This window comes from Streptomyces flaveus (genome assembly GCF_014647675.1).
GTDB classification, from domain to species: Bacteria; Actinomycetota; Actinomycetes; order Streptomycetales; family Streptomycetaceae; genus Streptomyces; species Streptomyces flaveus.
Genome location: NZ_BMPQ01000004.1, coordinates 410401 through 434305, shown reverse-complemented (window position 1 = coordinate 434305; position 23905 = coordinate 410401). Strand labels below are relative to the sequence as shown.

24 protein-coding genes are annotated in these 23905 nt (G+C 71.0%); 13 read left to right on the top strand and 11 right to left on the bottom strand.

The window, feature by feature from the left end; genetic code table 11:
- Window positions 1–8: 8 nt before the first annotated feature.
- The gene (locus IEZ21_RS11400; RefSeq protein ID WP_189321739.1) at window positions 9–911 is read right to left on the bottom strand and encodes a MurR/RpiR family transcriptional regulator; all 903 of its coding nucleotides are present in this window, start codon (window positions 909–911) and stop codon (window positions 9–11) included.
- A 138-nt stretch (window positions 912–1049) separates the two neighbouring features.
- On the opposite strand from IEZ21_RS11400, the gene IEZ21_RS11395 reads away from it, so the two are divergent.
- The 9 genes from IEZ21_RS11395 (at window position 1050) to IEZ21_RS11355 (ending at window position 10913) form a co-directional block, all read left to right on the top strand.
- Entirely contained in the window at window positions 1050–2222 is a 1173-nt protein-coding gene (locus IEZ21_RS11395) for a C45 family autoproteolytic acyltransferase/hydrolase (RefSeq protein WP_189321738.1), read from the top strand.
- A gap of 86 nt (window positions 2223–2308) precedes the next feature.
- Window positions 2309–3955, top strand: a complete 1647-nt coding sequence (locus tag IEZ21_RS11390; protein ID WP_189321737.1) for an ABC transporter substrate-binding protein — start codon at window positions 2309–2311, stop codon at window positions 3953–3955.
- A 4-nt stretch (window positions 3956–3959) separates the two neighbouring features.
- On the top strand, window positions 3960–4910 hold the full coding sequence (locus IEZ21_RS11385) for an ABC transporter permease (RefSeq protein ID WP_189321736.1): 951 nt from the start codon (window positions 3960–3962) through the stop codon (window positions 4908–4910).
- A complete protein-coding gene (locus tag IEZ21_RS11380) occupies window positions 4907–5758 on the top strand; it encodes an ABC transporter permease (protein WP_189321735.1) in 852 nt (283 codons plus the stop codon). The genes IEZ21_RS11385 and IEZ21_RS11380 overlap by 4 nt, the downstream gene beginning before the upstream one ends.
- Before the next feature lie 6 nt (window positions 5759–5764).
- The gene (locus tag IEZ21_RS11375) at window positions 5765–6769 is read left to right on the top strand and encodes an ABC transporter ATP-binding protein (RefSeq protein ID WP_189321734.1); all 1005 of its coding nucleotides are present in this window, start codon (window positions 5765–5767) and stop codon (window positions 6767–6769) included.
- Window positions 6766–7650 carry an ABC transporter ATP-binding protein gene (locus IEZ21_RS11370; protein ID WP_189321733.1) on the top strand — a complete coding sequence of 295 codons (885 nt, stop codon included), beginning with the start codon at window positions 6766–6768 and terminating at the stop codon, window positions 7648–7650. The genes IEZ21_RS11375 and IEZ21_RS11370 overlap by 4 nt, the downstream gene beginning before the upstream one ends.
- Window positions 7651–7877: 227 nt before the next feature.
- Window positions 7878–8492 carry a lytic polysaccharide monooxygenase auxiliary activity family 9 protein gene (locus IEZ21_RS11365; RefSeq protein WP_189321849.1) on the top strand — a complete coding sequence of 205 codons (615 nt, stop codon included), beginning with the start codon at window positions 7878–7880 and terminating at the stop codon, window positions 8490–8492.
- Window positions 8493–8577: 85 nt separating this feature from the next.
- Window positions 8578–9198: an L-threonylcarbamoyladenylate synthase gene (locus tag IEZ21_RS11360; protein ID WP_033319247.1), complete on the top strand. Its 621-nt coding sequence runs from the start codon at window positions 8578–8580 to the stop codon at window positions 9196–9198.
- 338 nt (window positions 9199–9536) lie between these two features.
- Window positions 9537–10913, top strand: a complete 1377-nt coding sequence (locus IEZ21_RS11355) for a carbohydrate-binding protein (RefSeq protein ID WP_189321732.1) — start codon at window positions 9537–9539, stop codon at window positions 10911–10913.
- Window positions 10914–10982: 69 nt separating this feature from the next.
- On the opposite strand, the gene IEZ21_RS11350 is transcribed toward IEZ21_RS11355, so the two are convergent.
- The 3 genes from IEZ21_RS11350 to IEZ21_RS11340 form a co-directional block, all read right to left on the bottom strand.
- Window positions 10983–11360 (bottom strand): DoxX family protein, encoded by a 378-nt coding sequence (locus IEZ21_RS11350; RefSeq protein WP_189321731.1) that lies wholly within the window; start codon window positions 11358–11360, stop codon window positions 10983–10985.
- Window positions 11361–11544: 184 nt separating this feature from the next.
- Complete coding sequence (locus IEZ21_RS11345; RefSeq protein ID WP_189321730.1) at window positions 11545–12033, bottom strand: peptidylprolyl isomerase; 489 nt, start codon at window positions 12031–12033, stop codon at window positions 11545–11547.
- Between the two features lie 71 nt (window positions 12034–12104).
- A complete protein-coding gene (locus IEZ21_RS11340; RefSeq protein WP_189321729.1) occupies window positions 12105–13073 on the bottom strand; it encodes an alpha/beta hydrolase in 969 nt (322 codons plus the stop codon).
- Between the two features lie 211 nt (window positions 13074–13284).
- Here IEZ21_RS11340 and IEZ21_RS11335 point away from each other — a divergent pair, with 211 nt between their 5' ends.
- Together IEZ21_RS11335 and IEZ21_RS11330 are read left to right on the top strand one after the other, a co-directional pair.
- Entirely contained in the window at window positions 13285–13752 is a 468-nt protein-coding gene (locus IEZ21_RS11335) for a MarR family winged helix-turn-helix transcriptional regulator (RefSeq protein WP_189321728.1), read from the top strand.
- A gap of 114 nt (window positions 13753–13866) precedes the next feature.
- On the top strand, window positions 13867–14232 hold the full coding sequence (locus IEZ21_RS11330; protein WP_189321848.1) for a cupin domain-containing protein: 366 nt from the start codon (window positions 13867–13869) through the stop codon (window positions 14230–14232).
- 38 nt (window positions 14233–14270) lie between these two features.
- Here the strand turns inward: IEZ21_RS11330 and IEZ21_RS11325 are convergent, their stop codons facing one another.
- From IEZ21_RS11325 to IEZ21_RS11315, 3 genes are all read right to left on the bottom strand, one after another.
- A complete protein-coding gene (locus tag IEZ21_RS11325; protein ID WP_189321727.1) occupies window positions 14271–14816 on the bottom strand; it encodes a DUF6886 family protein in 546 nt (181 codons plus the stop codon).
- Between the two features lie 46 nt (window positions 14817–14862).
- Window positions 14863–15282 (bottom strand): CBS domain-containing protein, encoded by a 420-nt coding sequence (locus IEZ21_RS11320; RefSeq protein WP_033319253.1) that lies wholly within the window; start codon window positions 15280–15282, stop codon window positions 14863–14865.
- A gap of 110 nt (window positions 15283–15392) precedes the next feature.
- Window positions 15393–15854 (bottom strand): TIGR03668 family PPOX class F420-dependent oxidoreductase, encoded by a 462-nt coding sequence (locus tag IEZ21_RS11315; protein ID WP_189321726.1) that lies wholly within the window; start codon window positions 15852–15854, stop codon window positions 15393–15395.
- Window positions 15855–16002: 148 nt separating this feature from the next.
- Here IEZ21_RS11315 and IEZ21_RS11310 point away from each other — a divergent pair, with 148 nt between their 5' ends.
- On the top strand, window positions 16003–16236 hold the full coding sequence (locus IEZ21_RS11310) for a hypothetical protein (RefSeq protein WP_189321725.1): 234 nt from the start codon (window positions 16003–16005) through the stop codon (window positions 16234–16236).
- 47 nt (window positions 16237–16283) lie between these two features.
- Here the strand turns inward: IEZ21_RS11310 and IEZ21_RS11305 are convergent, their stop codons facing one another.
- Genes IEZ21_RS11305 through IEZ21_RS11295 form a run of 3 tightly spaced genes read right to left on the bottom strand, consistent with a single transcriptional unit; the run spans window position 16284 to window position 18879 of the window.
- Window positions 16284–16766 (bottom strand): hypothetical protein, encoded by a 483-nt coding sequence (locus tag IEZ21_RS11305; protein WP_189321724.1) that lies wholly within the window; start codon window positions 16764–16766, stop codon window positions 16284–16286.
- Window positions 16763–17437 carry an RNA polymerase sigma factor gene (locus tag IEZ21_RS11300; RefSeq protein WP_189321723.1) on the bottom strand — a complete coding sequence of 225 codons (675 nt, stop codon included), beginning with the start codon at window positions 17435–17437 and terminating at the stop codon, window positions 16763–16765. Before IEZ21_RS11300 ends, IEZ21_RS11305 begins: the two co-directional genes overlap by 4 nt.
- Entirely contained in the window at window positions 17434–18879 is a 1446-nt protein-coding gene (locus IEZ21_RS11295) for a S8/S53 family peptidase (RefSeq protein ID WP_189321722.1), read from the bottom strand. The genes IEZ21_RS11300 and IEZ21_RS11295 overlap by 4 nt, the downstream gene beginning before the upstream one ends.
- A gap of 380 nt (window positions 18880–19259) precedes the next feature.
- Here IEZ21_RS11295 and IEZ21_RS11290 point away from each other — a divergent pair, with 380 nt between their 5' ends.
- On the top strand, window positions 19260–21824 hold the full coding sequence (locus tag IEZ21_RS11290) for a CHAT domain-containing protein (protein ID WP_373302213.1): 2565 nt from the start codon (window positions 19260–19262) through the stop codon (window positions 21822–21824).
- Between the two features lie 58 nt (window positions 21825–21882).
- Here IEZ21_RS11290 and IEZ21_RS11285 read toward each other — a convergent pair whose 3' ends face one another.
- A complete protein-coding gene (locus IEZ21_RS11285) occupies window positions 21883–23754 on the bottom strand; it encodes a LuxR family transcriptional regulator AbsR2 (protein WP_189321720.1) in 1872 nt (623 codons plus the stop codon).
- Between the last annotated feature and the right edge of the window lie 151 nt (window positions 23755–23905).

Sequence of the window (23905 nt, the reverse complement as noted above, 5' to 3'; positions counted from 1 at the left end):
GGTGGGCTTCAGCTCTTGCGGGGCCGTGGCTCGGTGGGATCCAGCAACTGGCCGCGCAGAACGGTGAGTTGGTGGGAGGTCTCAACGGCGCGGTGCTCGTCCAGTGAGGCGAGGGCCAGTACGAGGGTGTCCATCACGACAGTCCCCGCCAGGGACTCGGCGGTGATGCCGGTGGGCGTGTGCGGGGCACTGATCACCACGTCGGCGCGGTCGGCGAGGGGGCTGGTGGGTTCGTCGGTGACGAGCAGGACGCTCGCGCCGACGGCCCGCGCCCGCTCGGTGAGGACGGTGAACTCCCGTAGCAGCCTTCCGGGTTGGAGGATCACCACGGCGTCGCCGCGGCCGAGGTCCAGCAGTTCGTCGGCCATGGTGAAGCCGGTGGCGCCGACGAAGCGGGCCCGGCGGCCGGCCCGGCGCAGCTTCAACACCAGGTGCCGGGCGGCGAGTTCGGAAGCGCCGACGCCGTACGCGACCACTTCGCGCGCGTCGGCCAGGATCTGGACCGCCTGCTTGAGCACGTCCGTCTCCAGCAGCCGGCGGCACTGTTCGAGACGCTCCGCTGCCTCGTCGAAGACGCGGTCCTTGATCTGCTCCAGGTCGTGGCCGACATGGGCGATGCGCTGCTTGAGCCGCTCCTCGGGGGCGGTCGCGGAGGTGAAGTCGGCGGCGAGTTCCCGCTTGAGCGCGGGCAGTCCGGTGTAGCCGAGGCGCTGCAGGGCGCGTACGACGGTGGCGTTGCTGGTTCCGCTCGCCGTGCCCAGCTCCTGCGCGCTGGCGAAGAGCAGGTGCTCCGGCGGAGTGTTCGCCAGGTACTGGGCCACCACGCGCTCCGAGGCGGACAACTCCCCCCACAGGTCGCGAATCGTGGCGTGGAGTCGTGTCGCTCCGGTTACGTCTTCTGTTTCGCTCATTACAGCTATTGACTTCCTCGTAGCGTCCATTACTAACCTGGTGCCATCATTCCAGAAGCTCCGGATCCTGAAACGCACATTACAGGCCGCTGCGGGTCCGGGCCTTGGATCACATGCGTCGCAGAGCACAGGAGAGGCATGACAGCCAGCGCCATCCCGATCGTCGAGATCTCCGGTACGCCCGTCGAGCGCGGCCGTCAGTACGGCGAAGCCGTGCGCGGCAGACTCGGCGCCGCGCTCGCCTACTACCAGGAAGCCTTCGGCCAGTCCTCGGGTCTCACCTGGGAGCAGGTCACCGCGCGGGCCGAGCGCTGGCTGGAGCCGGTGCGCGCGTACGCCCCCGATCTCGTCGAGGAGATGAGCGGGATCGCCGAGGGGGCCGGGGTCGGCCTCCTGGACGTGCTCGCGCTGAACGCACGGGGCGAGATCCTCTACGACGAGACCTTCGCCGGGATGCGCGGCCGGGAGGACTCCACAGAGGAGACCGTGGAGGAGAAGGGGACCACCGACGGCTGCACCTCGTTCGCCGTCATGGGCGAGGCCAGCGGCGACGGGCACGTGTACTGCGGTCAGAACTGGGACTGGCGGGCGGGCACCGCGGACACCCTCGTGATGCTGCGGATCGTCCAGCCTTCTCGGCCCACGGTGATCATGCAGGTCGAGGCGGGCCAGATCGGCCGCCAGGGCGCCAACTCCGCGGGCATCGCCCTCAACGCCAACGGTCTCGGCGGCCGTTTCGACGACGCAGTGGGCCTGCCCCAGACCGTGATCCGCCGCCGCGTACTGGACAGCGAGTCGATCAGCGAGGCGGTCGAGGTGCTGTGCCGCACCCGCGGCCATATCGCCAGCAACGCCCTGCTGACCTGCCGCGAAGGCTTCGCCGTAGATCTGGAGACCACCCCCGGCGCGCACGGCTGGCTGTATCCGACCGACGGCCTGCTCGTGCACGGCAACCACTACCAGGCCGGCGTGCCCGTCCAGCTCGCCGCCAACTACCGCCCGGCGTCCTCCGATTCACTGATCCGCGTCCCCCGCGCCGAGGCCGGACTGCGCCAACTGCGTACGGCCACCGCCCCTGACGACTCCCGCAAGCTGATCCGCCAGGCCATGTCCGACCACCTCGGTCACCCCGAGGGCCTGTGCACCCACCCCGATCCGCGGCAGGCGGGGGTCAAGCGGTGGACGACGCTGCTGTCCTCCTGCGTGGACCTGACCACCGGTGACTACTACGTGACCCCGGGCACCCCCTGCGACCACGAGTACCAGCACCTGCCCTGGAACCTCTACGACGGCCCGCACGCCCCGAACTGACGCACCATCAGTCGCAGCCGTCGAACGTCCCGCCACCCCCCGCGCCGACGCCCCCTCACCCCTCGAACCACCAGGAAGAGCCTGCTATGAGAACCAAGCTCTGTACCACCGCAGCCGGCCTCGCGGGAGCACTGCTGTTCACCGCGGGGTGCTCCGGGGCCTCCACCGGGTCGGGCGGCGCGACCGCCGACGCCGCCGAGCTCAAGCTCACCAACACCACCGCCAAGGCGTCCGGCGAGGCCGCCTCCGTGAACTGGCTGGTGGAGCAGGAGCCCGGTTCCCTGGACCTGGACCGGCAGGGCAACACCAGCGGACGGACCGTGCTGGCCAACGTCTGCGAGCGGCTGCTCCAGCTCCAGCCCGACCTCACCACCGAACCGCAGCTCGCGGCGAAGGCCGAGTACACCGACGACAGGACGCTCGTCCTCACCCTCCGCGACGGCGCCACCTTCCACGACGGCTCCCCCATGACGGCCGACGACGTGGTGTGGAGCCTGAAGCGGCACGCGCAGCCGGAGATGTCGGAGTCGGACGAGTACGAGGACGTCGACGAGATCACCAAGACCGGCGCATCCGAGGTCACCGTCACCTTCAAGGAGCCGACTGCCCTGTTCATGAAGGCCCTGGCGGGCGACGCCGGGATCATCATGGACCGCGAGACGGTGGAGAAGCAGGGCGACGACTACGGCACCCCTGGACAGCCGGACGCCTGCACAGGGCCGTACCGGCTGAAGAGCTGGGACTCCGGATCCTCGATCACCATCGAGCGTTACGCGGACTACTGGGACGACAGCAGCCCCGCGCTGACGAAGAACGTCGTCTTCCGCTGGGCGACCGGCAGCGCACTGGTCAACGCCGTCTCCACCGGCGCCGCCGACGGCGCGTATCTGACCGCCACGGGCCCGGCCGCCGTACTGGCCGAGAAGAAGGGCGTACGCGCCTACTACGGGCAGAGCACCACCGCCTGGTCGCTCAGCCCCACCGACAGCGGCACGCTGAAGGACACCCGGCTGCGCAAGGCGCTGTCGCTGGCGCTGGACCGTGAGGGCATCGCCAAGTCCGGGTTCAGCGGGCTCGCCACGCCCTGGGCGACGCCCGTCGGGCCCGGCGCGTGGGGCTACGAGAAGGCCACGTTCCAGAAGGCGCAGACGGACCTGGAGAAGTCGACCGCCTACACGGCGTCGCCGTCGTCCGACGACATCGACGAGGCCAAGAAGCTGGTCGAGGAGGCCGGAGCGCCCGCACAGCCGATCGTCGTGGCCAGTGACGGCGGTGAGAGCCAGACGGTCATCACCAACGCGGTACGCGGCGCGGCCCAGAAGATCGGCCTCGAAGTGAATGTGAAGACGGTGCCGCCGAGTCAGTACGACGAGTTCTTCGCCGACCCGAAGGCGCGGGACGGCTTCGACCTGATCGCGGTCGACTGGTACATCTCCAAGGCCGACCCGGTGGGCTTCTACGACAACGCCATGTCCGGCAACGCCAACAACTGGCTCGGATACTCGGACAGCGGCTACGACGCCCTCGTCAAGAAGGCCCAACAGACGATCGACGACAAGGAGCGGGCGAAGCTCGTCATCGAGGCGCAGTCGAAGTTCGCCGACGCCGCCGTGTGGATTCCCCTGGTGCAGGTGCCGTCGGTGCTGGTGCTCGGCGAGAAGTACACCGGCCCACCCGCGTCCATGGTCTCCCTGTACTACCCCTGGGCCGCCGACCTCGGAACGAAGGGCTGAAGCCATGCTGCGCGGACTGCCGCGGCGCATCGCCGGCCTGCTCGCGACGCTGCTCGCCGCCTCGTTCGTCATCTTCTCCGCCGTATACGCGGCACCGGGCGACCCCGCCGTCCTCCTCTCCGGCAGCAGGCAGGAGCTCACTCCTGAGAAGCTCGCTGCGGTCCGCGCCGAGTACCACCTCGACGAGCCGCTCGTCGTCCAGTACGGGCGATGGCTGTGGGAGAGCGCGCAGGGCGACCTGGGCCGGTCGTTCCAGTACCGCGACCAGGTGGCTGACCTGATCGGGGCACGACTGCCGACCACCCTCGAACTCGTCGCCTACGCCACGGTGTTCTTCGTGGTCCTGGGCGTCGGCTCCGGGGTGCTGGCGGCGCTGCGCCGCGGCTGGGCGGACTCGGCCGTCGTCGGGGGCACCACACTCGCCGCGTCCATCCCCTCGTTCGTCGCCGCGATCGCGCTGGTTTCGCTGTTCGGTGTGCAGCTCGGCTGGTTCCCGGTGACCGGCCAGGGCGAGGGATTCACCGGCCGGCTGCACCATCTGACGCTCCCGGCGTTCGCGCTGGCGCTCGGCGCACTGGCGGTGATCAGCCGGGTGACCCGGCAGGCGATGGCCGAGGCGTACGCCTCCGATCATGTGGAGGCCGCCCGCGCCGCCGGTCTGACGGAGCGTGAGATCGTCGTACGGCATGTGCTGCGCAACGCGCTCGGCCCGATCGTCACCATGTGCGGTCTCGTCATGGCGGGCATGCTCGCCGGGACGGTGGTCGTCGAGACCGCCTTCGGCCTCAGCGGCGTCGGCTCGCTGCTGGTGAGCGCGATCACCACGCACGACTTCCCCGTCACGCAGGCGGTGCTGCTGCTGATGGTCATCGGCTACGTCGTCGTCACGACGCTGGTCGACCTCGTCCATCCGCTGATCGACCCCCGGGTCTCGCTCGCAGGGAGGGCCGCATGACGACCCTGACAGCCGGGGCACTGCTCCCAGTCAAGGTGCGGGCCCGGCGGCCGGTACCGGTGATGGTGGCGGGCGGCTTCCTCGCCCTGGTCGTGGTGGCGGCCGTGTTCGCGCCCCTGCTCGCGCCGTACGCGCCCGACGCGGTCGACCTGTCCGCCTCGCTCGCCGGGACGAGCCCCGAGCATCTGCTGGGCACCGACGCCTCGGGACAGGACCTGCTCTCCCGAGTGCTGTACGGAGCCCGGTCGAGCCTGCTCGCTCCCCTGGCGCTGCTCGCGCTGGCCGCACTGCTCGGCATCACCATGGGCACGGTCGCCGCCTGGTACGGCGGCTGGGTGGACACCCTGCTGTCACGGGTGACGGATGTGATGTACGCCTTCCCGGGCCTGCTGTTCGTCGTCCTGGTGATCGCGGTGTTCGGCGACGGCCTCACCACCTCGGTCGTCGCCATGGGGCTCGCGTACGCGCCCACCATCGCCCGGTACACACGCAGTCTCGCCCTGTCCGAGCGGTCCAAGCCCTACATCGACGCCTATCGGGTCCAGGGAATGGGCGGGGCGCGGATCTGCGTACGTCATCTCGTGCCCAATCTGTCCGGTGCGCTCGTCGGCTACCTCGTGGTGCTGTTCGGCGAGGGACTGATGAGCCTGGCCACGCTCAGCTATCTGGGCTTCGGCGCAGGATCGCCCAGTATCGACTGGGGATTGATGGTGCAGGAGGGCCAGGACGCCGTGGTGCAGGGAGCGCTGCTGCCGGCCCTCGTACCGGGCACGGCCATCGCCGCCGTGGTGGTGGCCTTCAACATCGTCGGGGTCTGGGTCTCGGACCGGCTGGGCCAAGGAAGGTAACCGTCCATGCTGCTGGACATCGAGAATCTCACCCTCCGGCTGCCCTCCGGGGCCGCCGCCCGGCCCCTGCTCGCCGAGGTGTCGCTGACCGTCGGCCGGGGCGAAGTGGTCGGCCTGGTCGGCGAGTCGGGCTCCGGGAAGTCGACCACGGCGCGGGCGGTGCTGGGCATGCTGCCCGAGGGGGCGTCGGTCTCCGGCGCCGTGCGGGTGGACGGCGAGGACGTACTCGCCATGGAACCCGGACGCCTGCGCGCCCACCGGTCCCGTACCGTCTCCATGGTCTTCCAGGACCCCCGCTCGGCGATGAACCCGGTCCGCCGGATCGGCGACTTCCTCACCGAGCCGCTCGTACGGGTCCGGGGTCTGCCCAAGCGCGCGGCGGCGGCGAAGGCCGTGGAGCTGCTGGCCGCCGTGGGGTTGCCCGATCCGGAGCGCCGGATGCGGCAGCGCCCGCACGAGCTGTCCGGCGGCATGCTGCAACGGGTCGTGATCGCCGCCGCGCTCGCCACCGACCCCGGCCTCCTGCTCGCCGACGAGGCGACGAGCGCGCTGGACGCGACCACCCAGGCGGAGGTGCTGGCCCTGCTGCGCGGCATCCAGGAGGAGCGGCGACAGGCCGGCAGCGGCCTCGGCACGCTGTTCATCACCCACGATCTGCCGCTCGCCGCCGCCTACTGCGACCGCGTGTACGTGATGTACGCGGGCCGCGTGGTGGAACACCAGCCCGCCCGCGGACTGTTCGCCGACCCCCGGCATCCCTACACCCGCGGCCTGCTGGACTGCTCGCCCGCGCTGGGCGACGAGCGCGAACTGCGCCCCATCCCCGGCCGCCCGCCCTCCCTGTCCGACACCTTCACCGGCTGCCCGTTCGCCCCGCGCTGCCCGCGCGCCGAGGCGGAGTGCGAGAGCTGGACGCCGGTGACCGTGCCGTTCGGCGGCGACAGCGGATCGGCGGACGGCGGATCGGCAGCCTGCCGCCGTCTGGAACTCGTAGCGAGGAGCAGCTCATGACCAAGGCCGAACCCGCACTCGTCGTACAGGGCCTGTGCAAGAGCTATCCGCTCCCGGGCGGCGGCCGTACGGCGGCCGTGGACGACGTCTCGTTCTCCGTGGCGGCCGGCGGCTCGCTGGGCGTCGTCGGCGAGTCCGGCTCCGGAAAGACCACGGTGGCCCGGATGCTGGTGGGCCTGGTACGGCCGGACGCGGGAACGATCGCTGTGAACGGGCGGGAGCGGACACCCGGGCAACGCGGCGGCGGAAAGCTGCCCGGGCTGAGTCGCCCCGGCGGGGGCAAGGCGGCACGTCTGCGCCGCGCCCGCGAGATCCAGATCGTCTTCCAGGATCCGTATGTCTCCCTGGACCCTCGCCTGACGGCGCGTCAGTGCCTGCAGGGCGCATTGCGGCTGCACGGCCGGTACGAGGGTGAGGCCGCCGCGACGCGGGTCGGCGAACTGCTCGATCAGGTGGGCCTGGGCAAGCGGGAGGCCGATGCCCGGCCACGTGGGCTGTCGGGCGGGCAGCGTCAGCGGCTGGCCATCGCCCGTGCGCTGGCCGTGGATCCTCAGGTGCTGGTTCTGGACGAGGCGGTGGCGGCGCTGGACGTGTCCATCCAGGCACAGATCCTCCAGCTTCTCGCCGATATCCGCCGGGAGACCGGGGTGGCCCTGGTCTTCGTCAGCCACGACCTGGCCGTCGTACGGCACATCACCGACGACACGCTGGTGATGCGACGCGGCCGCACGGTCGAGACCGGCCCGACGGCCCGTGTCCTGGACGCCCCGAAGGACCCGTACACCCGGCTCCTGCTCTCCTCGGTACCACGCGAAGGCTGGGACCCGGCCGAGACGGTACGGCTGCGCGGCGAACTCGCCGGAGCGACGCGGGCGGACTGATTGTCCCGTCGAATGCATCGAACGCGCCATCAGAGGCTTGGAAGTGGGCGCGGAAGTGGCGCAATCGACCGTTGCGGCCATGGCGCCCGAGGAAGAATCTGGAGGATGCGGGAGCGCTCCCATACCGGAATTCACCATCTCGGAAAGAATCGGAAAGAAGGAGACCCGTGCCTGATTGTCATGATCGCATCAAGCTGGCTCGGCCTCGGGTGACACTCGCCCTGAGCATGCTCACCGCGGCCCTGCTCTGCCTGATCCCCTGGAGCGGCACCGCCGCCGCCCACGGCTCCGTCATCGACCCCGCGTCCCGCAACTACGGCTGCTGGGACCGCTGGGGAGACGACTTCCAGAACCCGGACATGGCGCAGGAAGACCCGATGTGCTGGCAGGCCTGGCAGGACAATCCGAACGCCATGTGGAACTGGAACGGCCTCTACCGCAACGGCTCCGCCGGCGACTTCCAGGCGCACGTCCCCGACGGGCAGCTGTGCAGCGGTGGCCAGGCCGAAGGCGGCCGTTACAACTCCCTCGACACGGTGGGCGCCTGGCAGACGACGGACATCGCCGACGACTTCACCATCGAGCTGTACGACCAGGCCAGTCATGGCGCGGACTACTTCCTGGTCTACGTCACCCGACAGGGCTTCGACCCGACCACCCAGCCACTGACCTGGAACGACCTCCAACTGGTCGCCCGGACCGGCGAGTACGCACCGAGCCAGAACTATTCGATCGACGTGAGCACGTCGGGCCTGACCGGCCGCCACGTCGTGTACACGATCTGGCAGGCCTCGCACATGGACCAGACGTACTTCCTGTGCAGCGACGTTAACTTCCGCTGACACACCGCCGTCCCGCCGGACACACGGCGTCCGGCGGGACACCGGGCTGCGCGAGCCTGGCCGGACGAGCGCATAAGCTCGGCAGATGGCCAAGTACTTCGACGTGCATCCCGATAATCCCCAGCAGCGCACCATCGGCCAGGTGGCCGAGAGCATCCGCTCAGGTGCCCTGGTCGTCTATCCGACGGACTCCTGTTTCGCGCTGGGCTGCCAGCTGGGCAGCCGTGACGGCATCGACCGGATCCGGTCCATCCGGCAGCTCGACGACCGGCACCACTTCACGCTCGTATGCCAGAACTTCGCGCAGCTCGGCCAGTTCGTGCACATCGACAAGGACGTGTTCCGCGCCATCAAGGCCTCCACGCCCGGCAGTTACACCTTCATCCTCCCCGCGACGAAGGACGTGCCGCGCAGGATGCTGCACCCGAAGAAGAAGACGGTCGGAGTCCGCATCCCCGATCACACCGTCGCCCAGGCCCTGCTCGCCGAGTTGGGTGAGCCGCTGCTCTCCAGCACCTTGCTCCTGCCGGACGAGGAGGAGCCCATGACCGTGGGCTGGGAGATCAAGGAGCGCCTCGACCACGTCGTGGACGCGGTGGTCGACTCCGGGGACTGCGGCACCGAACCGACCACCGTCATCGACTTCTCGGGTGGCGAGGCCGAGATCGTACGCAAGGGAGCGGGCGACACCGCGCGCTTCGAGTGACGCGTCCGACGACGGCCGCGCGGGAGTTCCACGAAGAATGACGGCACGAGGCATGCGCGGGTCGAGCTGGGACGTGCGGCGGCGCGGGCCGGCTTCCGGACCGTGTCCGCCGTGACCACGCCGGGTGCGCCCGTCACGACGGCTGCGTTCTTCGTGACCGAGGCGGGCGATCCGGGACTCGAGCCCGTGTGAAGCCGATGCCGGAGCGTACGGGTGCGGCCCGTAATCCCGCTCCCTGTTCGGCTGAAGAGGCGCGGAGCTGGACATCTTTTGCGCCGGTTACGGCAAAACCTACGGATTCGATGCCCTTTCACCGTCGAACCCGAGGAGACACCCTGATGGTCCTTCGATCCGCCGGAGCAGTCTGTGCCGCCCTGACCGTGTTCGGCGCGCTCGTGCTGACGGGGCCGCCCGCGGCCGTGGCGGCCGAGCCCCCCGTACCGACGACCGCGACGTCCGCCGCCGAGACGCTGGGCGCGCACAAGCCGTCGGCCGAAGTGCTGCGCGCGCTGCGGCGCGATCTGGGCCTGACCGAGACGCAGGCCAGGACGCGGCTGGTGAACGAGGCGGAGGCCGGCACGCGCGCCGGCCGTCTCCAGAACGCTCTGGGCGAGCGCTTCGCGGGCGCCTGGCTGCACGGCTCGACCTCCGCCGACCTCACTGTCGCCACCACCGACGTCGCGGACGTCCCTGTCATCGAGGCCGGCGGTGCCAAGGCCGCGGTCGCCAAGGTCGCTCTGGAGGACCTCAGGGCCGCCAAGGTGAGGCTGGACGCCGCCGTGGTCCGCACCAGGAAGCCGCTCGACACACCGGTCCGGTACGTCGACATCCGGGCGAACCAGGTGACGGTGCAGGCGACCAGCCGATCCGCCGCGAACGCGCTCGTCGCGGCTGCCGGGGTCGACCGGAAGCTCGTGGGCGTCAAGGTGTCGGCGGACCGGCCGCGTGCGCTGTACGACATCCGGGGCGGCGACGCGTTTCACAACATCGAGGAGCGGGCCCGCTGTTCCGTCGGGTTCTCCGTCACCATGGACGAGCAGCGGGGCTTCGCCACCGCGGGCCACTGCGGGAGGCCGGGCGACAGGACCACCGGCTACAACGGGGTCGGCCAGGGGAGCTTCCGAGCCTCCACGTTCCCCGGCCGTGACATGGCCTGGGTGCGCGTCAACAACGACTGGACCACGACTCCCGACGTCAAGGCCGACGGAGGAAGGAACGTCCAGATCACCGGCTCGGCGCAGGCTCTGGTGGGCGCCGCGATCTGCCGGTCCGGCTCCACCAGCGGCTGGCACTGCGGACGGATCGAGCAGCATGACACGAGCGTCAGCTACGCCGAGGGCACCGTCGACGGCGTGACCGAGACGACAGTGTGCGCCGAGGCGGGCGACTCCGGCGGCTCCTTCGTCTCGGGCACCCAGGCGCAGGGTGTCCTCTCGGGCGGCTCCGGCGACTGCACGAGCGGCGGGACGACCTACTACCAGCCGATCAACCCGCTGCTCGCCACGTACAGACTCGTCCTCACGACCAGTACGAGCGCCACGGGCACTCCCGGCGGCGTCCCGGCCGAGTCGGCGGGTACCTGGGCCGCGGGCCAGGTCTACGGCGTCGGGAGCGAGGCGACCTACGGCGGCGTCACCTACAAGTGCCTTCAGGCACATCAGGCGCAGACGGCGTGGCAGCCCGCGAGCACTCCGGCTCTGTGGCAACGAATCTGACGAACCTGACAGTTGATCAGGTCTGTGCGGCGCGAGGCTCCGGACCCGGCTCTCGCGCCGCGCCCGGGCTTACCCCCGCCGGGAGCCGCGTGCGACACCCCTCGCCCACAGCACGAGGGGGATCTGGAGGGGCAGGCGGCCGAAGGCCGCGGTCTTGATGGCGGTGGGGCGGTGTCGCCAGTCGAGGGCCATCTGCACATTGGCCGGGAACACCCCGACGAAGAACGCCGCCGTCGCGTGGGCCGCTGCGCGGCGTGTGCGGGGATGCGCGAGTCCGGCGGCCAGGGCGAGTTCGGCGGCGCCGCTGACGTAGGTCCATGTCCGGGGAGATCCCGGCAGCATGTGGGGGATGGTCGCGTCGTACGGCTTCGGCGCGACGAAGTGCGTCACGCCGGCGGTGGCGAGGAGACCGGCGAGCATGAGCGGGGAGCGTCGGGAAGGGGTCATCGTGCCTCCGTAGTCGTGGATACGGCGCAACGCTACGGGAGGGCAGGCGCTGCCGCGCAACGCCTGTGGCGCCAAGTCCCTTGTCCTGTCAGGTGGTTGAGTCCCGACACCGCGCCTCCGCCGACCCGGGAAGTCGAGTCGGCGGAGGTCGCCGCGGCCCTTGTCGTCCGTCGTCGGCTGGGAACTAGGCGACGCCGGACTTCGCGATCTTGATCGGCACCCTGGTCGCGCCGGAGCGGGACCCCTGGGCCTCGACGGCCTTGACGACGTCCATGCCCTCGACGACCTCACCGAAGACGACGTGCTTGCCGTCCAGCCAGTCCGTGATGATCGTCGTGATGAAGAACTGCGAGCCGTTGGAGTTCGGACCGGCGTTGGCCATGGACAGCAGTCCCGGCTTGGTGTGCTTCAGCTGGAAGTTCTCGTCGGCGAACTTCTCGCCGTAGATGCTCTTGCCGCCGGTGCCGTCGCCGCGGGTGAAGTCGCCGCCCTGGAGCATGAAGTCGGGGATGACCCGGTGGAAGCCGGAGCCCTCGTATCCGTAGCCGTGCTCGCCCGTGGCCAGCTCACGGAAGTTGCGCGCGGTCTTGGGGACCACGTCGTCGTACAGCTTGAAGACGATCCGACCGGCGGGCTGGTCGTTGATGGTGATGTCGAAGTACACGTTGCTCATGGCTTCATCCAAACACCTTCACCCCCCGCCGCACACTTCGGGCCCCGTTCCCGGGGCCCGGCCGTGTCGCGTCAGGAGGTGCCGAGGGCCGTACGGAGGGTGCTGACGGCCTGGGCGATGGCGGCCCCCGCCGCATGGGTCTCGCGCAGGGCGTTGAGCATCACGAAGTCGTGGATGATGCCCTGGTAGCGGACCGCGGTGACCGGGACGCCGGCCTTGCGGAGCTTGCCCGCGTAGGCCTCGCCCTCGTCGCGCAGGACGTCGGCCTCGGCGGTGATGACCAACGCCGGGGGCAGGTCGGCGAGTTGCTCGGTGGTGGCGCGCAGCGGGGAGGCCGTGATCTCGGCGCGCTGAGCTTCGTCGGTCGTGTACTGGTCCCAGAACCACTGCATGCCGTCGCGGCGCAGGAAGTAGCCCTCGGCGAACTGACGGTAGGAGCCGGTGTCGAAGGCGGCGTCGGTGACCGGGTAGAAGAGGACCTGCTGGACGAGGGGCACGTCGCCGCGCTCCTTGGCCATCAGCGTCAGCGCGGCGGCCATGTTGCCGCCCACCGAGTCGCCGGCGACCGCGATGCGGGTGGCGTCGAAGGAGTGGGCGGCGCCGTCGCTGACGATCCACTGGGCGACGGTGTAGTTCTGCTCGATGGCGACGGGGTAGCGGGCCTCGGGCGAGAGGTCGTACTCGGGGAAGACCACCGCCGCGCCGGTGCCGACGGCGAGTTCGCGCACCAGTCGGTCGTGGGTGTGGGCGTTGCCGAAGACCCAGCCGGCGCCGTGGATGTACACGATCACCGGGAGGACGCCCCCCGCTCCCGCGGGTCGCACGATGCGTACGCGGACCTGGCCGGTGGGACCGCCCGGCACGACGACCCACTCCTCGTCGACGGCGGGCTTGGTGACGTCGCCGGACTGCACCTCGTCGACGAGCTTGCGGCCGTCGGCCGGGCCGAGGTCGAACAGGTACGGCGGGTTCGCGGTCGCCTCGGCGAAGGACAGGGCGGCGGGCTCCAGGACCGGGCGGGGGCCGGCGTTCTCGGTCATGGCGGTCTCCTCGGATCGGATGCCGCGCACACTCCGGAGGCGGTCTGCGCTGGGGAGCGGCGGCACGACATGAGAGTAGCGCGCTATTTAGTCGTGCACAACTTATTAGCGGTCGATACAATCGAGAGGACGTGAAAGATAGGGTGGACGTTCTCGTGCAGAGCGCAGGTACCTCATGCAGGGCACAGGACCAGAACAAGGGAGCGAGACCATGACCGCAACCGGGGCAGAACCGAGGCAGGAGGGCTCCCTGCTCCTGGACGACCAGCTCTGCTTCGCCCTCTACGCGGCCTCGCGGGCGGTCACGGCGCGCTATCGGCCCCTGCTGGACGAGCTCGGGCTCACTTACCCGCAGTACCTCGTCATGCTCGTGCTGTGGGAGCGTGACGCCGGATACGCGGTCTCTGTACGCGACCTGGGAACCGCGCTCCAGCTGGAATCCAGCACCCTCTCCCCCCTCCTCAAGCGCCTGGAGGCGCACGACCTGATCCGCCGCGAGCGGCGCCCGGAGGACGAGCGTTCCGTCGCCATCCGTCTCACCGAGACCGGCGTGCGCCTTCGCGAACGGGCCCACGCCGTGCCCGTGGCCATCGGTGACGCCATGGGCCTGACCCGCGAACAGGACGCCATGGCCAAGCAGTTGCTCCGCCTGCTCACCGCGAACGTCTCCGAGGACTGACATCCACAGGGGCAGCCTCGCCGGTCCCTCAAATGGCGGCCCCCGGTTGACAGGCAGACGATGGAGTTGAGGCCCGCGAGAGTGCTGGGCATGGTCGCGATGGAGGGAAGCACGATGATCGAGGTCAAGACGGTCGAAAAGCCGGATGAGCGACGCGATTTCCCCAGGGGCCACCTCGAAGCCGTCCACCTCACCGGGCTGGACTTCGCCGTGGCAACCTTCGAGCCCGGCTGGCGCTGGTCCGAGTCCGTGGCTCCGATCGCGGGGACCGAGAGCTGCCAGGTCCATCACAACGGCTATGTCGTCCAGGGACGGATGCGCATCCGCATGGACGACGGCGCCGAGAGCGAGGTCGGACCCGGCGATGTCTTCGTGGTCCCGCCCGGGCATGACGCCTGGGTCGTGGGGGACGAAGCAATGATCGCGTACGACTTCGCGGGCGGCATGGCCCAGGAGTACGCGAAGGCCAAGGAGGGATAACCCGGCGTCGGTCCCGGTCGGATACGCAATCAGTTACGTCAGTCGCGTACGGGCCTGGTCGTCGCGTTGCGCAGACGGATGCCGCTGAATCCCAGCGTGCTGGTGATCACGGCGTCCCAGAACGGCCAGAGGTTGTCGAGTACGCGCAGCTGGATTCCGGCGTCCCGGTGGAGCTGGAGCAGGTCGCCAGCCGGCTCGGGTGGGCCGAGCGGTTCGACGGGCTCGCTCGCGACGAAAGCGTGCGGTGCCGGTTCGCCGAACGGCCGGAAGGCGTCGGCGGAGAACCGGTAGGCGAACAGCCGGCCGTTCAGGAACCGTTCCATCCAGCCGTACTCGATCGCATGGACGCGCTCGCCGCCGCCCGGACCGAGGATGCGTTCCCGGTCGGGCGGCGATGTGCTCGGCACGGTCCAGGCCATGGCGCGCGGGCACTGGCGGGGAAACCAGTAGTCCGGCGCTCGGTCATGGTCGACGGCCCATACATACGCATCCGTCTGCCGGGCAGTGGCGGCGACGTGCGGTCGGAACTCGGTGATCGTGGGGTCTTCCGAGAAGTGCAGTACCTCGCCGGGTCGTGGGCGCATGCACTGGTTCTACCGCAGCACCCCACCGCCCGGGGACGGTCGTGCGTCACTCGTTGGGGCGGGCCGCGCTGATGTCGCCGAGCGCGGACTCGGGGTCACGTTCCATGGCGAGGTCGCCCAGGGCGACGATCCCCACAGGGTGCTTGCCCTCGACGACCGGGAGCCGGCGCAGCGAGTGTTCGCGCATCAACTGCACGGCGCGGCCCACCTCGTCGTCAGGGGTGACGGTGACGAGTTCCGGGCTGCAGGCGGACTGCACGGTCGTGTCGGCGGGGTTCTTGTCCTCGGCGAGTACACGCACCACGAGGTCCCGGTCGGTGACCAGTCCGCGCAGTTCGTCGCCCTCGGCGACCAGCACCGCGCCTATGTTCTCGTCACGCATCCGGTGCGCGACCTCGCTGACCGCGGTGCGCGTGCCCACCGCGACGGGGGCACTCGTCATGATCTCGCGGACTTTCTGAGCCATCGCTGTCCTCCGGTGAACGGGCGGCGACACCCCCAGCCGCCGCTGGACCGACCAAGTACCCGCAGGATCCGTCTCCAAGCACGCTCCCGTGCCAGGTCATCCGGGCCGTGTCATCGGCCGGTGGGCTCGTCGGAGCGGGCGCGCCAACCGTGCCACCGTCGTACGGAGATGACGATCACCGGTCCGTCGGGGGGCCGTTGACGATACTGGGCGTACTTCTGGCGCAGCAGCTCGACCGCGGTGGCGTACTCGTCCCGCGCGTCTTTTTCCGGAGCGTCCGGCGGTACGACCCGGGCGGTGCCGTCCGCCCGTACCCACCACAGCCGGTCCCAGTCGTCGTCGTACTCGTCCACCAGCAGACACACCTCCGGGCTGACGGCAATGTTGTCCAGCCGTTTCACGCGGCCCGGCCTCTTCGGCTTCCAGTCGATGGCGGTGACGATCTCGTCGCCGTGCTGGGCGAACACGAGCGGCACCAGGTGCGGGTGCCCCTCGGCGTCCGAGGTCGCCAGGCGCGCCACCGGGGCCTCGGCGAACCGCCGCCGCGCCTGAGCCTCGTCCATGACCGGCATGAGGAGCCTCCGTCCGGCTTTGTTCGACTCGGTGTCCGTCCATGGTCGCGCGGCTTCTGGTTCTGGCCGAGCCGGGGGTACGTCCGACGCCGGGACGGGGCGGCCTTACGGTTGGGGTGACGTACCGACCTGAGGAGATGCACCGCTCGTGCACGACGCACCGATCTACGACCAACTGATCTCCGAACGCGGCGACATTCCGCTCCAGGTCCGCAGCGAGGCCCGCCGGCTCCAGAGCGAACTCGGCTGGATCGCCGACGGGGGACCCTCGCCCGCCGGCCGGCCACCCCTCTCCCCCGCTGCTCCCGCCCCCGTCCCCGCTCCCGACTCCCGTGCCCAGCAGCCCGGTTCACAGCCAGGTTCGCAGGGCTGGTTCGCCTGACGGGAATGACCGGAATGCGGCACCAGCACCTGGGCACGACGCCGGATTCAGACGCGCAGCCACTCCGTCACCACGACCTCCTCGTCGGTCCGCAGCCGTAGGGCGAACGGGCCGGTGAGGAGCAGGTCGCAGAGGAAGCGGCCCATCTCGTCGGCCGTGACCGTACCGGTCGCCGTCGGCTGCGCGGTGCCCAGGATCTCGATCCGGGCGGGCTGCGGCGGCAGCACCTGGCCCGTCAGCCCCTCGGCGGTCACCTCTATGTCGACGGTGAGGTCCCCCGTGCTGAAGGTCAGCATCCTGGGCACGTCCGCACCCCGGACCGGGAGGGCGTCGACGAGCGAGTCGAACGTCAACTCGGCGAGCCGCGCGTCTAAATCACGAAGCGAGTGCAGGGCATAGGCCTCGACGGCGAGGTGCCGCAGCTCGGCGGGCACCGGGTCCAGGATGGCGGCGGCCCGGCGCAGCGCCTCCTCGAGGGCGTCGTCCTGAGCGGCCTCGTCGAAGCTGTCGTTGCCAACGTTGTCGTTCACCGCACCCCCCGGGCGACCAGACGCGCACGCAGGCGCCGCAGGCAGCGCTGACGCAGGGGTCCGATGCTGCCCACGGCGATGCCCAGCGCGCCGGACACCTCCTGGTAGCTGGGCGGCGGGGAGGCCATCAGCACGCGGAGCAACTCCCGGCAGCGGTCGCCCAGTTCCTCGAACTCCTGCCACATCCGGCGAATGCGTTCCGCCTCCGCGGCGGCCTCCTCGGATTCGATCAGCGACTCCTCGGGCGTACGGTCCTCGCTGATCCCGTCGAGTACCTGGGGATCGTCCGTGGGAGTCAGCCGCCTGGTGCTCTTGATGACCTTCAGGCACTCGTGACGCGCGGTGCTCGCGAGCCAGGAGCCGGCCTTGTGCGGTTCGCGGATCCGGTCGAGGTGCTGGGCGAAGCGGAACCAGGCGGTCTGGTACACCTCGTGCGCGTCGGCGTCGGAGAGCCGGTGCGCGCGTACGACGGACCACACCAGCGGGCTCAACCCGTCCACCAGCGCTTTCCAGGCCGCCGCGTCCCCGTCGGCGGCGGACTGGACGAGCGCACCGACAGCGTCACGGTCCACGGCCCCACCCCTCGTGTACGGCAAGTCATCGTACGCCGCGGAGTGAGGGATTCCGGCCGTGATCCGGGACAAGAGGACCGTGCCCGAGCAGGAGGTCATGCCGTCGCGGAGAGCGTGGCGACCGGGACGGGGGTCCAGGTCGGCGGGCGCAGCGCGGGCACGACGACGCCGCGTACCTCCGCGTGGTCGCGGTTCGCCGACAGCAGCTGCCGCCGGGCGGCCCGGGGGTCGCTCTCCTTGTGCGCCGTCATATGGGCGGCGATCATCGCGGCGGTCGCCGGGGTCGCGAACGAGGTGCCGCTCCACTGCGCGAGCCCCTCGAACATCACCTGCTCCGGCTTGGCGGGCTTGGGCTGCTGCTCCTCGCTCAACACGCCGATGTGCTGGGGGTGTTGGCAGGTGCAGACGTACGCGAAGCCGTGCCGGCAGGCGTCGTACGTCGAGTGCTGGTACACGTACGGAACGGGGACGTCGAAGCCCGTGAGCGAACTGGTCAGCCGCTCTCCCGGCGCATAGATCTTCACCCAGGGGCCGTGGTTGCTGAAGCAGGCGCCGAACTCGCCGTCGCCGCGCAGCGCTCCGACCGACAGCACCGCGTCCTCGTAGCCGGGGACGTCGGCGTAGGCGGCGGGCCAGAAGGGGGTGGCGCTCGCGTTGTTGCCGGCCGCCGCGACCAGCAGCGTACGGGGCTGGTCGCGCAGTTCCTCCATGAAGCGCTCCAGGCCGAGCAGGCCGTCGGTGCTGCCGTTCGAGGTGCCGGCGGAGAGGCTGATGAGGTCGGGCCAGCCGTCCTGGTCGACGGCCTCGAAGAGCTTGTCGCCGAACTCGGACTCCAGGATGGCGCCGACGTCGCCGAGGGTTCCCCGTACCGTGATGTCGGTGTTGGGCGCGACCGCCGCGACGAGGCCCGCGATGAACGTGCCGTGGCCGACGTACTGCTTGAGGAAGCCCTGGTCGTCGGTCTCGGCGAGCGCGCCGTCGCCCTGGGTGTGCGCGAGCAGGGGGTACGACCGGTAGTCGTGCATGAGTCCGGTGTCGATCACCAGGACGCCGACGGCGGTCTCCGGGACGTACGCCGTTTCCGCCGGCGTCGGGTTGGCGGTGACGGTGGGCTGCGCGGGCACGGGTTCGTCGCCGGGGCAGGCGTTGACCGCGATCGTCACGACGTGGTTGCGGCTCACCAGGCGGCGTTCGGCCCGGCCCTCCACCTCGCGCATGGCCCGCAGCGCCCCCGCGACGGTGCGGTCGCCCGATCCCGGTCGGATGCCTGCTGCCGGGTCGCCCACCTGGATACGGGTGATGCCCGACCGGTTCGTCTCCGGTCCTGCCCTGCGGACGCTGTCCGCGGTGAGGCCCGGGATGTCGGCGGACCGTGCCCGCAGGGTGTCCTCGACGATCCGTGCGTCCTCGCCGTCACGGGCCAGGACGACCCCCTGCTCGTAGAAGAACTCGGCGGAGTCGTCCGGCCCCATCGCCAGGGGGACGTCCGGCATCGCGCGCCGGACCTGGTCGAACTGCTCCTGGAATCGCTGTGGTGCCATGGCGTGTCCCTCCCCTTCGGTCGACGGGTCGTCAATCAGAGCCGGATGACGGCTGATTGATACAGCGGCACTGGTTGACCGATTCGGCAGCGGTGATTGCCGATTCGGCGTCACACCTGTCTGCCGCACTGCCCGCGGCCCTAGGGCCTTTCCGGCGGATCAGGCCGCAGACGCGGGGTCTGGCACGCACATCTGCGGCGTTGTCGTCAATCGCCGACGCTCCGCGTCGACTCAATCCTCCGCCTTGCAGCTGCACGCACCAGACCCCGCTCACCCGTGTTGACAAGTCACCGCTGCCTCCCTGCGGCCTGATCCGCCGGACAGGCCCTAGCATCCTTTGAGTGACAGGCGGAAGCGACACGATTTTCGAGCTGCTCCCGATGGTGTTCGCCCGCCCGGGCGAGGCGCTGGCGCGGGCGGAGGCGGTACTCGACGGCGATCCTTCGCCGCTGCACGCCTCTGTCGCCCACCATGTGATCGGTATGTGGCAGCGGGACTTCGGTGATCTGCGGGTCGCGCTGCGCCATCTGCGGCGCGCCCGTGATCTCGCGGCACGGTCGGGTTCGGCCGACCGGGAGGCGGACGTCCTCGGCACGCTGGGGGTGGCGCTGGTCCACGCCGGTCGTACGCGGCAGGGTCTTGCCGCGCTCGAGCGGGGCGTCGCGCGGGGCACGGGGCACACCCGCGCCCGTGTCCTGTACCGGCGGGCGTACGTGTGGTGGGTGCTGGGGCACCATCGTGAGGCGCTGGACGATGTGCGCCGGGCGACGCCCGTGCTGCGGCAGGCGGACGATGTGATCTGGACGGCGCGCGCCCTGACGCTGCGTGCCACCGTGCATCTTGCGCTCGGCGCGGTGGAGCGGGCCGAGGCCGACTTCACGGCGGCTCAGCGGCTGTGGGACACCACCGGCCAGGAGCACGACAAGGCCGATGTCGTGGAGAGCCGGGCGCTGGCCGCCTTCCGCTCTGGCGATATCCCCGCGGCGCTGCGCCTGTTCGACGAGGCCGAGGAGCGGTACGCGAAGCTGGGCACCCCGGTGTTCGTGTTCTACATCCGTCGTTGCGAGGTCCTGATGGCCGCCGGTCTCGCGCCCGAGGCGCTGGCCGAGGCCGACGCGGCGATCGCTGTGCTCGACCGCATCGGCGGCCAGACCACCCGCAAGGCGGAGCTGCTGCTGGCCGCCGCCCGTGCCGCCCGGCTCGCGGGCGAACCGGACACCGCGACCGCGCGCGCGGCCGATGCCGTACGCCTCTTCGCGGGCCAGCAGCGCGCCTGGTGGGAGACGCATGCCCAACTGGTGCTGATCGAGGCGCGGTTGGCGGCCGGGCGTACGTCGGGGCGGATGGTCGCCGATGCCGCGGCCGTGGCCGGGCGGCTGACAGAATGCGGCTCGCCGGCCGCGCCGGAGGCGTCGCTGCTCGCGGGGCGGATCGCGCTGCGCCTGGGCCGGCGGGCCGAGGCCGAGCGGCATCTGGACGTGGCCGCGCGCAGTCGGCACAGCGGGCCGCCGCTGGCGCGGATGACGGGCTGGGCCGCGCAGGCGCTGCGGGCCGAGGCGGCCGGTTCCAGCCGGGGCGTACTAGAGGCCTGCCGGCGCGGACTCGATGTGCTCGACGACCACCGGATGACGCTCGGTGCCTCCGAGTTGCGCGCCCGGGCGACCGCGCAGGGTGCGGAGCTCGCCGCGCTGGCTCAGCGGGCTAGCCTGGTCTCCGGCGGGCCGCGGCGGCTGCTGGTGTGGAGCGAGCGCTGGCGGGCCACGGTGCTCTCGGCTCCGCCCACCCGGCCGCCCGCCGATCCGGCCCTGTCGCGGAATCTCACCGCCTTCCGGGAGATCGCCGCCCGGGCGGAGACGGCCCGCGTCGACGGGCGGCCGGTGCCGGCGCTGGAGCGTGAACAGCGGCGTCTTGAGCGGGAGATACGGTCCTGGACGCTGCGTATGCGCGGTGCGGTGCCGGGCGACGGGCATCGGTTCGATCCCGGCAGGCTGCTGGAGCGGCTGGGCGGGGGGCGGCTGGTCGAGATCGCCGAGCTCGGCGGCCGGGTACAGGTGCTGCTCTGTGGCGAGGGCCGCGTACGGCGGTTTGAGGGCGGGCCGCTCGCGGACGCGCTGGCCGAGGTCGAGCATGTGCAGGCCGGCCTTCGACGCCTTGCCCATCCCGGGGCGGAGGGCAGGCTCCCGGTGCTCGAGGCCGCGGGGCGGCGGCTGGAGGAACTGCTGCTGGGCGCTGCCGTCTCCCACCTGGGCCCGGGCCCGCTCGTGGTGGTGCCGCCGGCCAGGCTGCACCGCGTGCCGTGGGCGCTGCTGCCCTCGCTGCGCGAGCGTGTGGTGAGCGTCTCGCCGTCGGCAAGCAGCTGGCTGCGGGCTGTTGAGACCGAGCCGCCGCCGGACGGAGGCCATGTACTGGTCCGCGGTCCTGGCCTCGCGACCGGCGGCGCGGAGGTGCCCGAACTCGCCGACCGCTACGGCACAGCGACCGTGCTGGAAGGTGACGAGGCCCGGGTGCCCCGCGTACTGGACTCGCTCGACGGCGCCGTGCTCGCCCATATCGCCGCGCACGGTACGTTCCGCGCGGACAGCCCCCTCTTCTCCTCCCTGCGGATGGCCGACGGCCCGCTGATCGTGCACGACTTCGAGCGCCTCCACCGCAGCCCGTATCGCATCATCCTGTCCAGCTGCGACACCGCCCGCCTCGCCTCTGTCGGCGCCGACGAAGTGCTCGGCCTGGTCACGGCCCTGCTTCCGCTGGGCACGGCGGGCGTCGTGGCGAGCGGCGTTCCCGTCAACGACGCCACGGTGGTGCCGTTGATGCTGGCCCTGCACAAGGGCCTGAGCTCCGGCCTGTCCTTGGCCGAGGCCCTGCGGGACGCGCGTGCCGCGCTGCCGGGCGACGCGGTGCATCAGGCGACCGGGTGGGCGTTCACGGCATTCGGAGCAGCCTGAAGGGCACTGCGCGGGCAGGCAGTTGGGGCGCTCGGCCTGCGGATCGGAGCGCACTGCGTCACGCCGACCGTGCGTCCGGCATTCCCGCTCCCTCCGGGTCGTGTACGAGCCGGGGCAGGGAGCCGCGGTCGGTCGCGCCGAGTCGGGTGTAGGCGCTGTGGAGGTGGTTGCCGACGGTGCGAATCGACAAGGTCAGCCGGTCCGCAATCTCGCGGTTGCTCAGGCCGGCGGCTGCGAGGGTGACGATCTGCCGCTGGCGGGCGGTGAGTTCGCCCAGGACCAGGCCGGAGAGTGCCGGGGTGTGGGCTCCCTGGCAGCGACGGGCCAGGGTTACGGCGCGCGTACGCGACATGCGGGCGGCACGCGGGTCACGGTGCGCCGACGCGGCCTGCGTATGTGCTTCGGCTGCGAAGAGCAGGAAGCCGCGCTGTTCCAGGCGTTCGGCGGCTCGGTCCAGGGCCGGGCCGTCACCCCGGGTGAGTGCGTCCGCGTGCTGGGCCAGCAGGGCGGTGGGTTCGCCGGTAAGCCGGGTCAACCGGTCCACGACCAGGGCGGGTTCGCCCAGACGCACCGCGTCATACAGGGAGTAGGCGTCGTCCCCTGTGATCGACTCCACTGCTCCGGCGGTGTCACCTCGGGCGGCCCTCAGCCAGGTGTTCGCCCCTGCTGACGCCGGATGCGCCGTACGCAGCTTGGGAGCGGCTGTCGTCGCGGTGCCCAACTGAGCCTCCGCCACGGCCAGTTCGGCACGGCAGCCCCGGTCGTTTGGAGCCGCCCGCAGGCCTTCCCGCGCCCAGACCACGGCTTCGCGCAGCTCTCCGCGCAGCCGTGCGTACCGGGCGCGGAGCATCGCGTACCCGGCCGGGACCGAGCTGTCCGGGCCCGCGCCCTCCCCGGTCAACCAGTCCCCGATTGGCGTCGGCACGTCCCGTACGTCTGCCTGCTCGATCCGCCGCGCCAAAGTGGCGGCCTCCGCGTCGAGGGCCGGGCCGCACCGGGACGGCGTACGGGCCAGCCGCCTGGCCCGCAGTTGTCCGGCCTCGGAGCGGAGCACCGGGCCATGGAGAGGGTGTGCGAGGCGGACCGAGGAGTGGCCGTCGATGGCCACCAGTCCCTGCGCTTCGAGGAGTTCGAGGATCCGTAGGTCCAGCTCGGCGACATCGAGGGGCAAGGGTTCGCTGAACGCGAGCCTTTCGAGGACCGCCCGTTCGTCCGGGTGGGGCCGGTCCAGGGCCTTCGCGGTACGTTCGCGCAGGGTCGCGGTCACCGGCACCGGACCCCGCCAGGCCCACGCGTCGGACCCCCGGGTCAACAGTCCGCGCTCGCGCAGCGCGCCGAGCAAGGCGCGCAGCAGCCGCAGGTCCCCCTGGCACAGCCGGTGCAGCCGGTTCACGGTGAGCGGCTCCGCCGCACCGCCGGCGCCCACGGCCACGAGCTGTGCCAGGTCCTCACGCGGCAGCGGCTCCAGGCCAAGGCGCGGCAGCAGCTCTCCGGTCCACAGCCGGGAGACCGCGCCGGGGACCGGCTCGCCGTCCGTCACGACGACGAGCAGGCGAGTACGTCCGTGCACGGCCAGCTGGTGGACCAGCGCGGCCGACGCGTCGTCCAGCAGATGCGCGTCGTCCACGAGCAACAGCCGTACGTCCGCCAGCAGTTGGACGGCGCGGTGCAGGGAGACCGGCTCCGGCAGCAGGTGCGCGAACGCCGCGAAGGGCAGTTGCCGGGTCTGCGGCGTCCCCGTCACCTTCGCGCAGCCGGTGTCGCGGACGGCCTGAGTGACGAGCCGGGTCTTGCCGCAGCCCGCGGGGCCCGTCACCACGATGCCGTGCCGTCCGGCGGACAGCGAGCTGCGGATCAGGTCCAGTTCGCCTTCGCGTCCGGTGAACGGCCAGGGCAGTTCCAGGGTCTTCGCGTCCCGTTCGTAAGTCATCACGTACAAGAAGAGCCGGGCTACTCATCCCTGATACAGGGTGACTTGAGTACCCCTCGACTCAGGCGCCCGGCAGGCGGCAGGCGGCATCCTGTGCGCAGACCGCAGGCCATGTTCCGGCACCCGGGGGAGCGGTCGAGGACGTCGCCTT

Excerpts from the sequence above, each read along its gene's own strand:
- IEZ21_RS11370 (WP_189321733.1), top strand. The coding sequence starts at position 6,766 with ATGACCAAGGCCGAACCCGCACTCGTCGTACAGGGCCTGTGCAAGAGC.
- IEZ21_RS11330 (WP_189321848.1), top strand. The coding sequence starts at position 13,867 with ATGATCGAGGTCAAGACGGTCGAAAAGCCGGATGAGCGACGCGATTTC.
- IEZ21_RS11380 (WP_189321735.1), top strand. The coding sequence starts at position 4,907 with ATGACGACCCTGACAGCCGGGGCACTGCTCCCAGTCAAGGTGCGGGCC.
- IEZ21_RS11285 (WP_189321720.1), bottom strand. The coding sequence starts at position 23,754 with ATGACTTACGAACGGGACGCGAAGACCCTGGAACTGCCCTGGCCGTTC.
- IEZ21_RS11355 (WP_189321732.1), top strand. The coding sequence starts at position 9,537 with ATGGTCCTTCGATCCGCCGGAGCAGTCTGTGCCGCCCTGACCGTGTTC.
- IEZ21_RS11315 (WP_189321726.1), bottom strand. The coding sequence starts at position 15,854 with ATGCCGGTCATGGACGAGGCTCAGGCGCGGCGGCGGTTCGCCGAGGCC.
- IEZ21_RS11295 (WP_189321722.1), bottom strand. The coding sequence starts at position 18,879 with ATGGCACCACAGCGATTCCAGGAGCAGTTCGACCAGGTCCGGCGCGCG.
- IEZ21_RS11340 (WP_189321729.1), bottom strand. The coding sequence starts at position 13,073 with ATGACCGAGAACGCCGGCCCCCGCCCGGTCCTGGAGCCCGCCGCCCTG.
- IEZ21_RS11390 (WP_189321737.1), top strand. The coding sequence starts at position 2,309 with ATGAGAACCAAGCTCTGTACCACCGCAGCCGGCCTCGCGGGAGCACTG.
- IEZ21_RS11345 (WP_189321730.1), bottom strand. The coding sequence starts at position 12,033 with ATGAGCAACGTGTACTTCGACATCACCATCAACGACCAGCCCGCCGGT.
- IEZ21_RS11385 (WP_189321736.1), top strand. The coding sequence starts at position 3,960 with ATGCTGCGCGGACTGCCGCGGCGCATCGCCGGCCTGCTCGCGACGCTG.
- IEZ21_RS11400 (WP_189321739.1), bottom strand. The coding sequence starts at position 911 with ATGAGCGAAACAGAAGACGTAACCGGAGCGACACGACTCCACGCCACG.
- IEZ21_RS11360 (WP_033319247.1), top strand. The coding sequence starts at position 8,578 with ATGGCCAAGTACTTCGACGTGCATCCCGATAATCCCCAGCAGCGCACC.
- IEZ21_RS11335 (WP_189321728.1), top strand. The coding sequence starts at position 13,285 with ATGACCGCAACCGGGGCAGAACCGAGGCAGGAGGGCTCCCTGCTCCTG.
- IEZ21_RS11300 (WP_189321723.1), bottom strand. The coding sequence starts at position 17,437 with ATGACCTCCTGCTCGGGCACGGTCCTCTTGTCCCGGATCACGGCCGGA.
- IEZ21_RS11375 (WP_189321734.1), top strand. The coding sequence starts at position 5,765 with ATGCTGCTGGACATCGAGAATCTCACCCTCCGGCTGCCCTCCGGGGCC.
- IEZ21_RS11350 (WP_189321731.1), bottom strand. The coding sequence starts at position 11,360 with ATGACCCCTTCCCGACGCTCCCCGCTCATGCTCGCCGGTCTCCTCGCC.
- IEZ21_RS11320 (WP_033319253.1), bottom strand. The coding sequence starts at position 15,282 with ATGGCTCAGAAAGTCCGCGAGATCATGACGAGTGCCCCCGTCGCGGTG.
- IEZ21_RS11395 (WP_189321738.1), top strand. The coding sequence starts at position 1,050 with ATGACAGCCAGCGCCATCCCGATCGTCGAGATCTCCGGTACGCCCGTC.
- IEZ21_RS11290 (WP_373302213.1), top strand. The coding sequence starts at position 19,260 with ATGGTGTTCGCCCGCCCGGGCGAGGCGCTGGCGCGGGCGGAGGCGGTA.
- IEZ21_RS11365 (WP_189321849.1), top strand. The coding sequence starts at position 7,878 with ATGCTCACCGCGGCCCTGCTCTGCCTGATCCCCTGGAGCGGCACCGCC.
- IEZ21_RS11325 (WP_189321727.1), bottom strand. The coding sequence starts at position 14,816 with ATGCGCCCACGACCCGGCGAGGTACTGCACTTCTCGGAAGACCCCACG.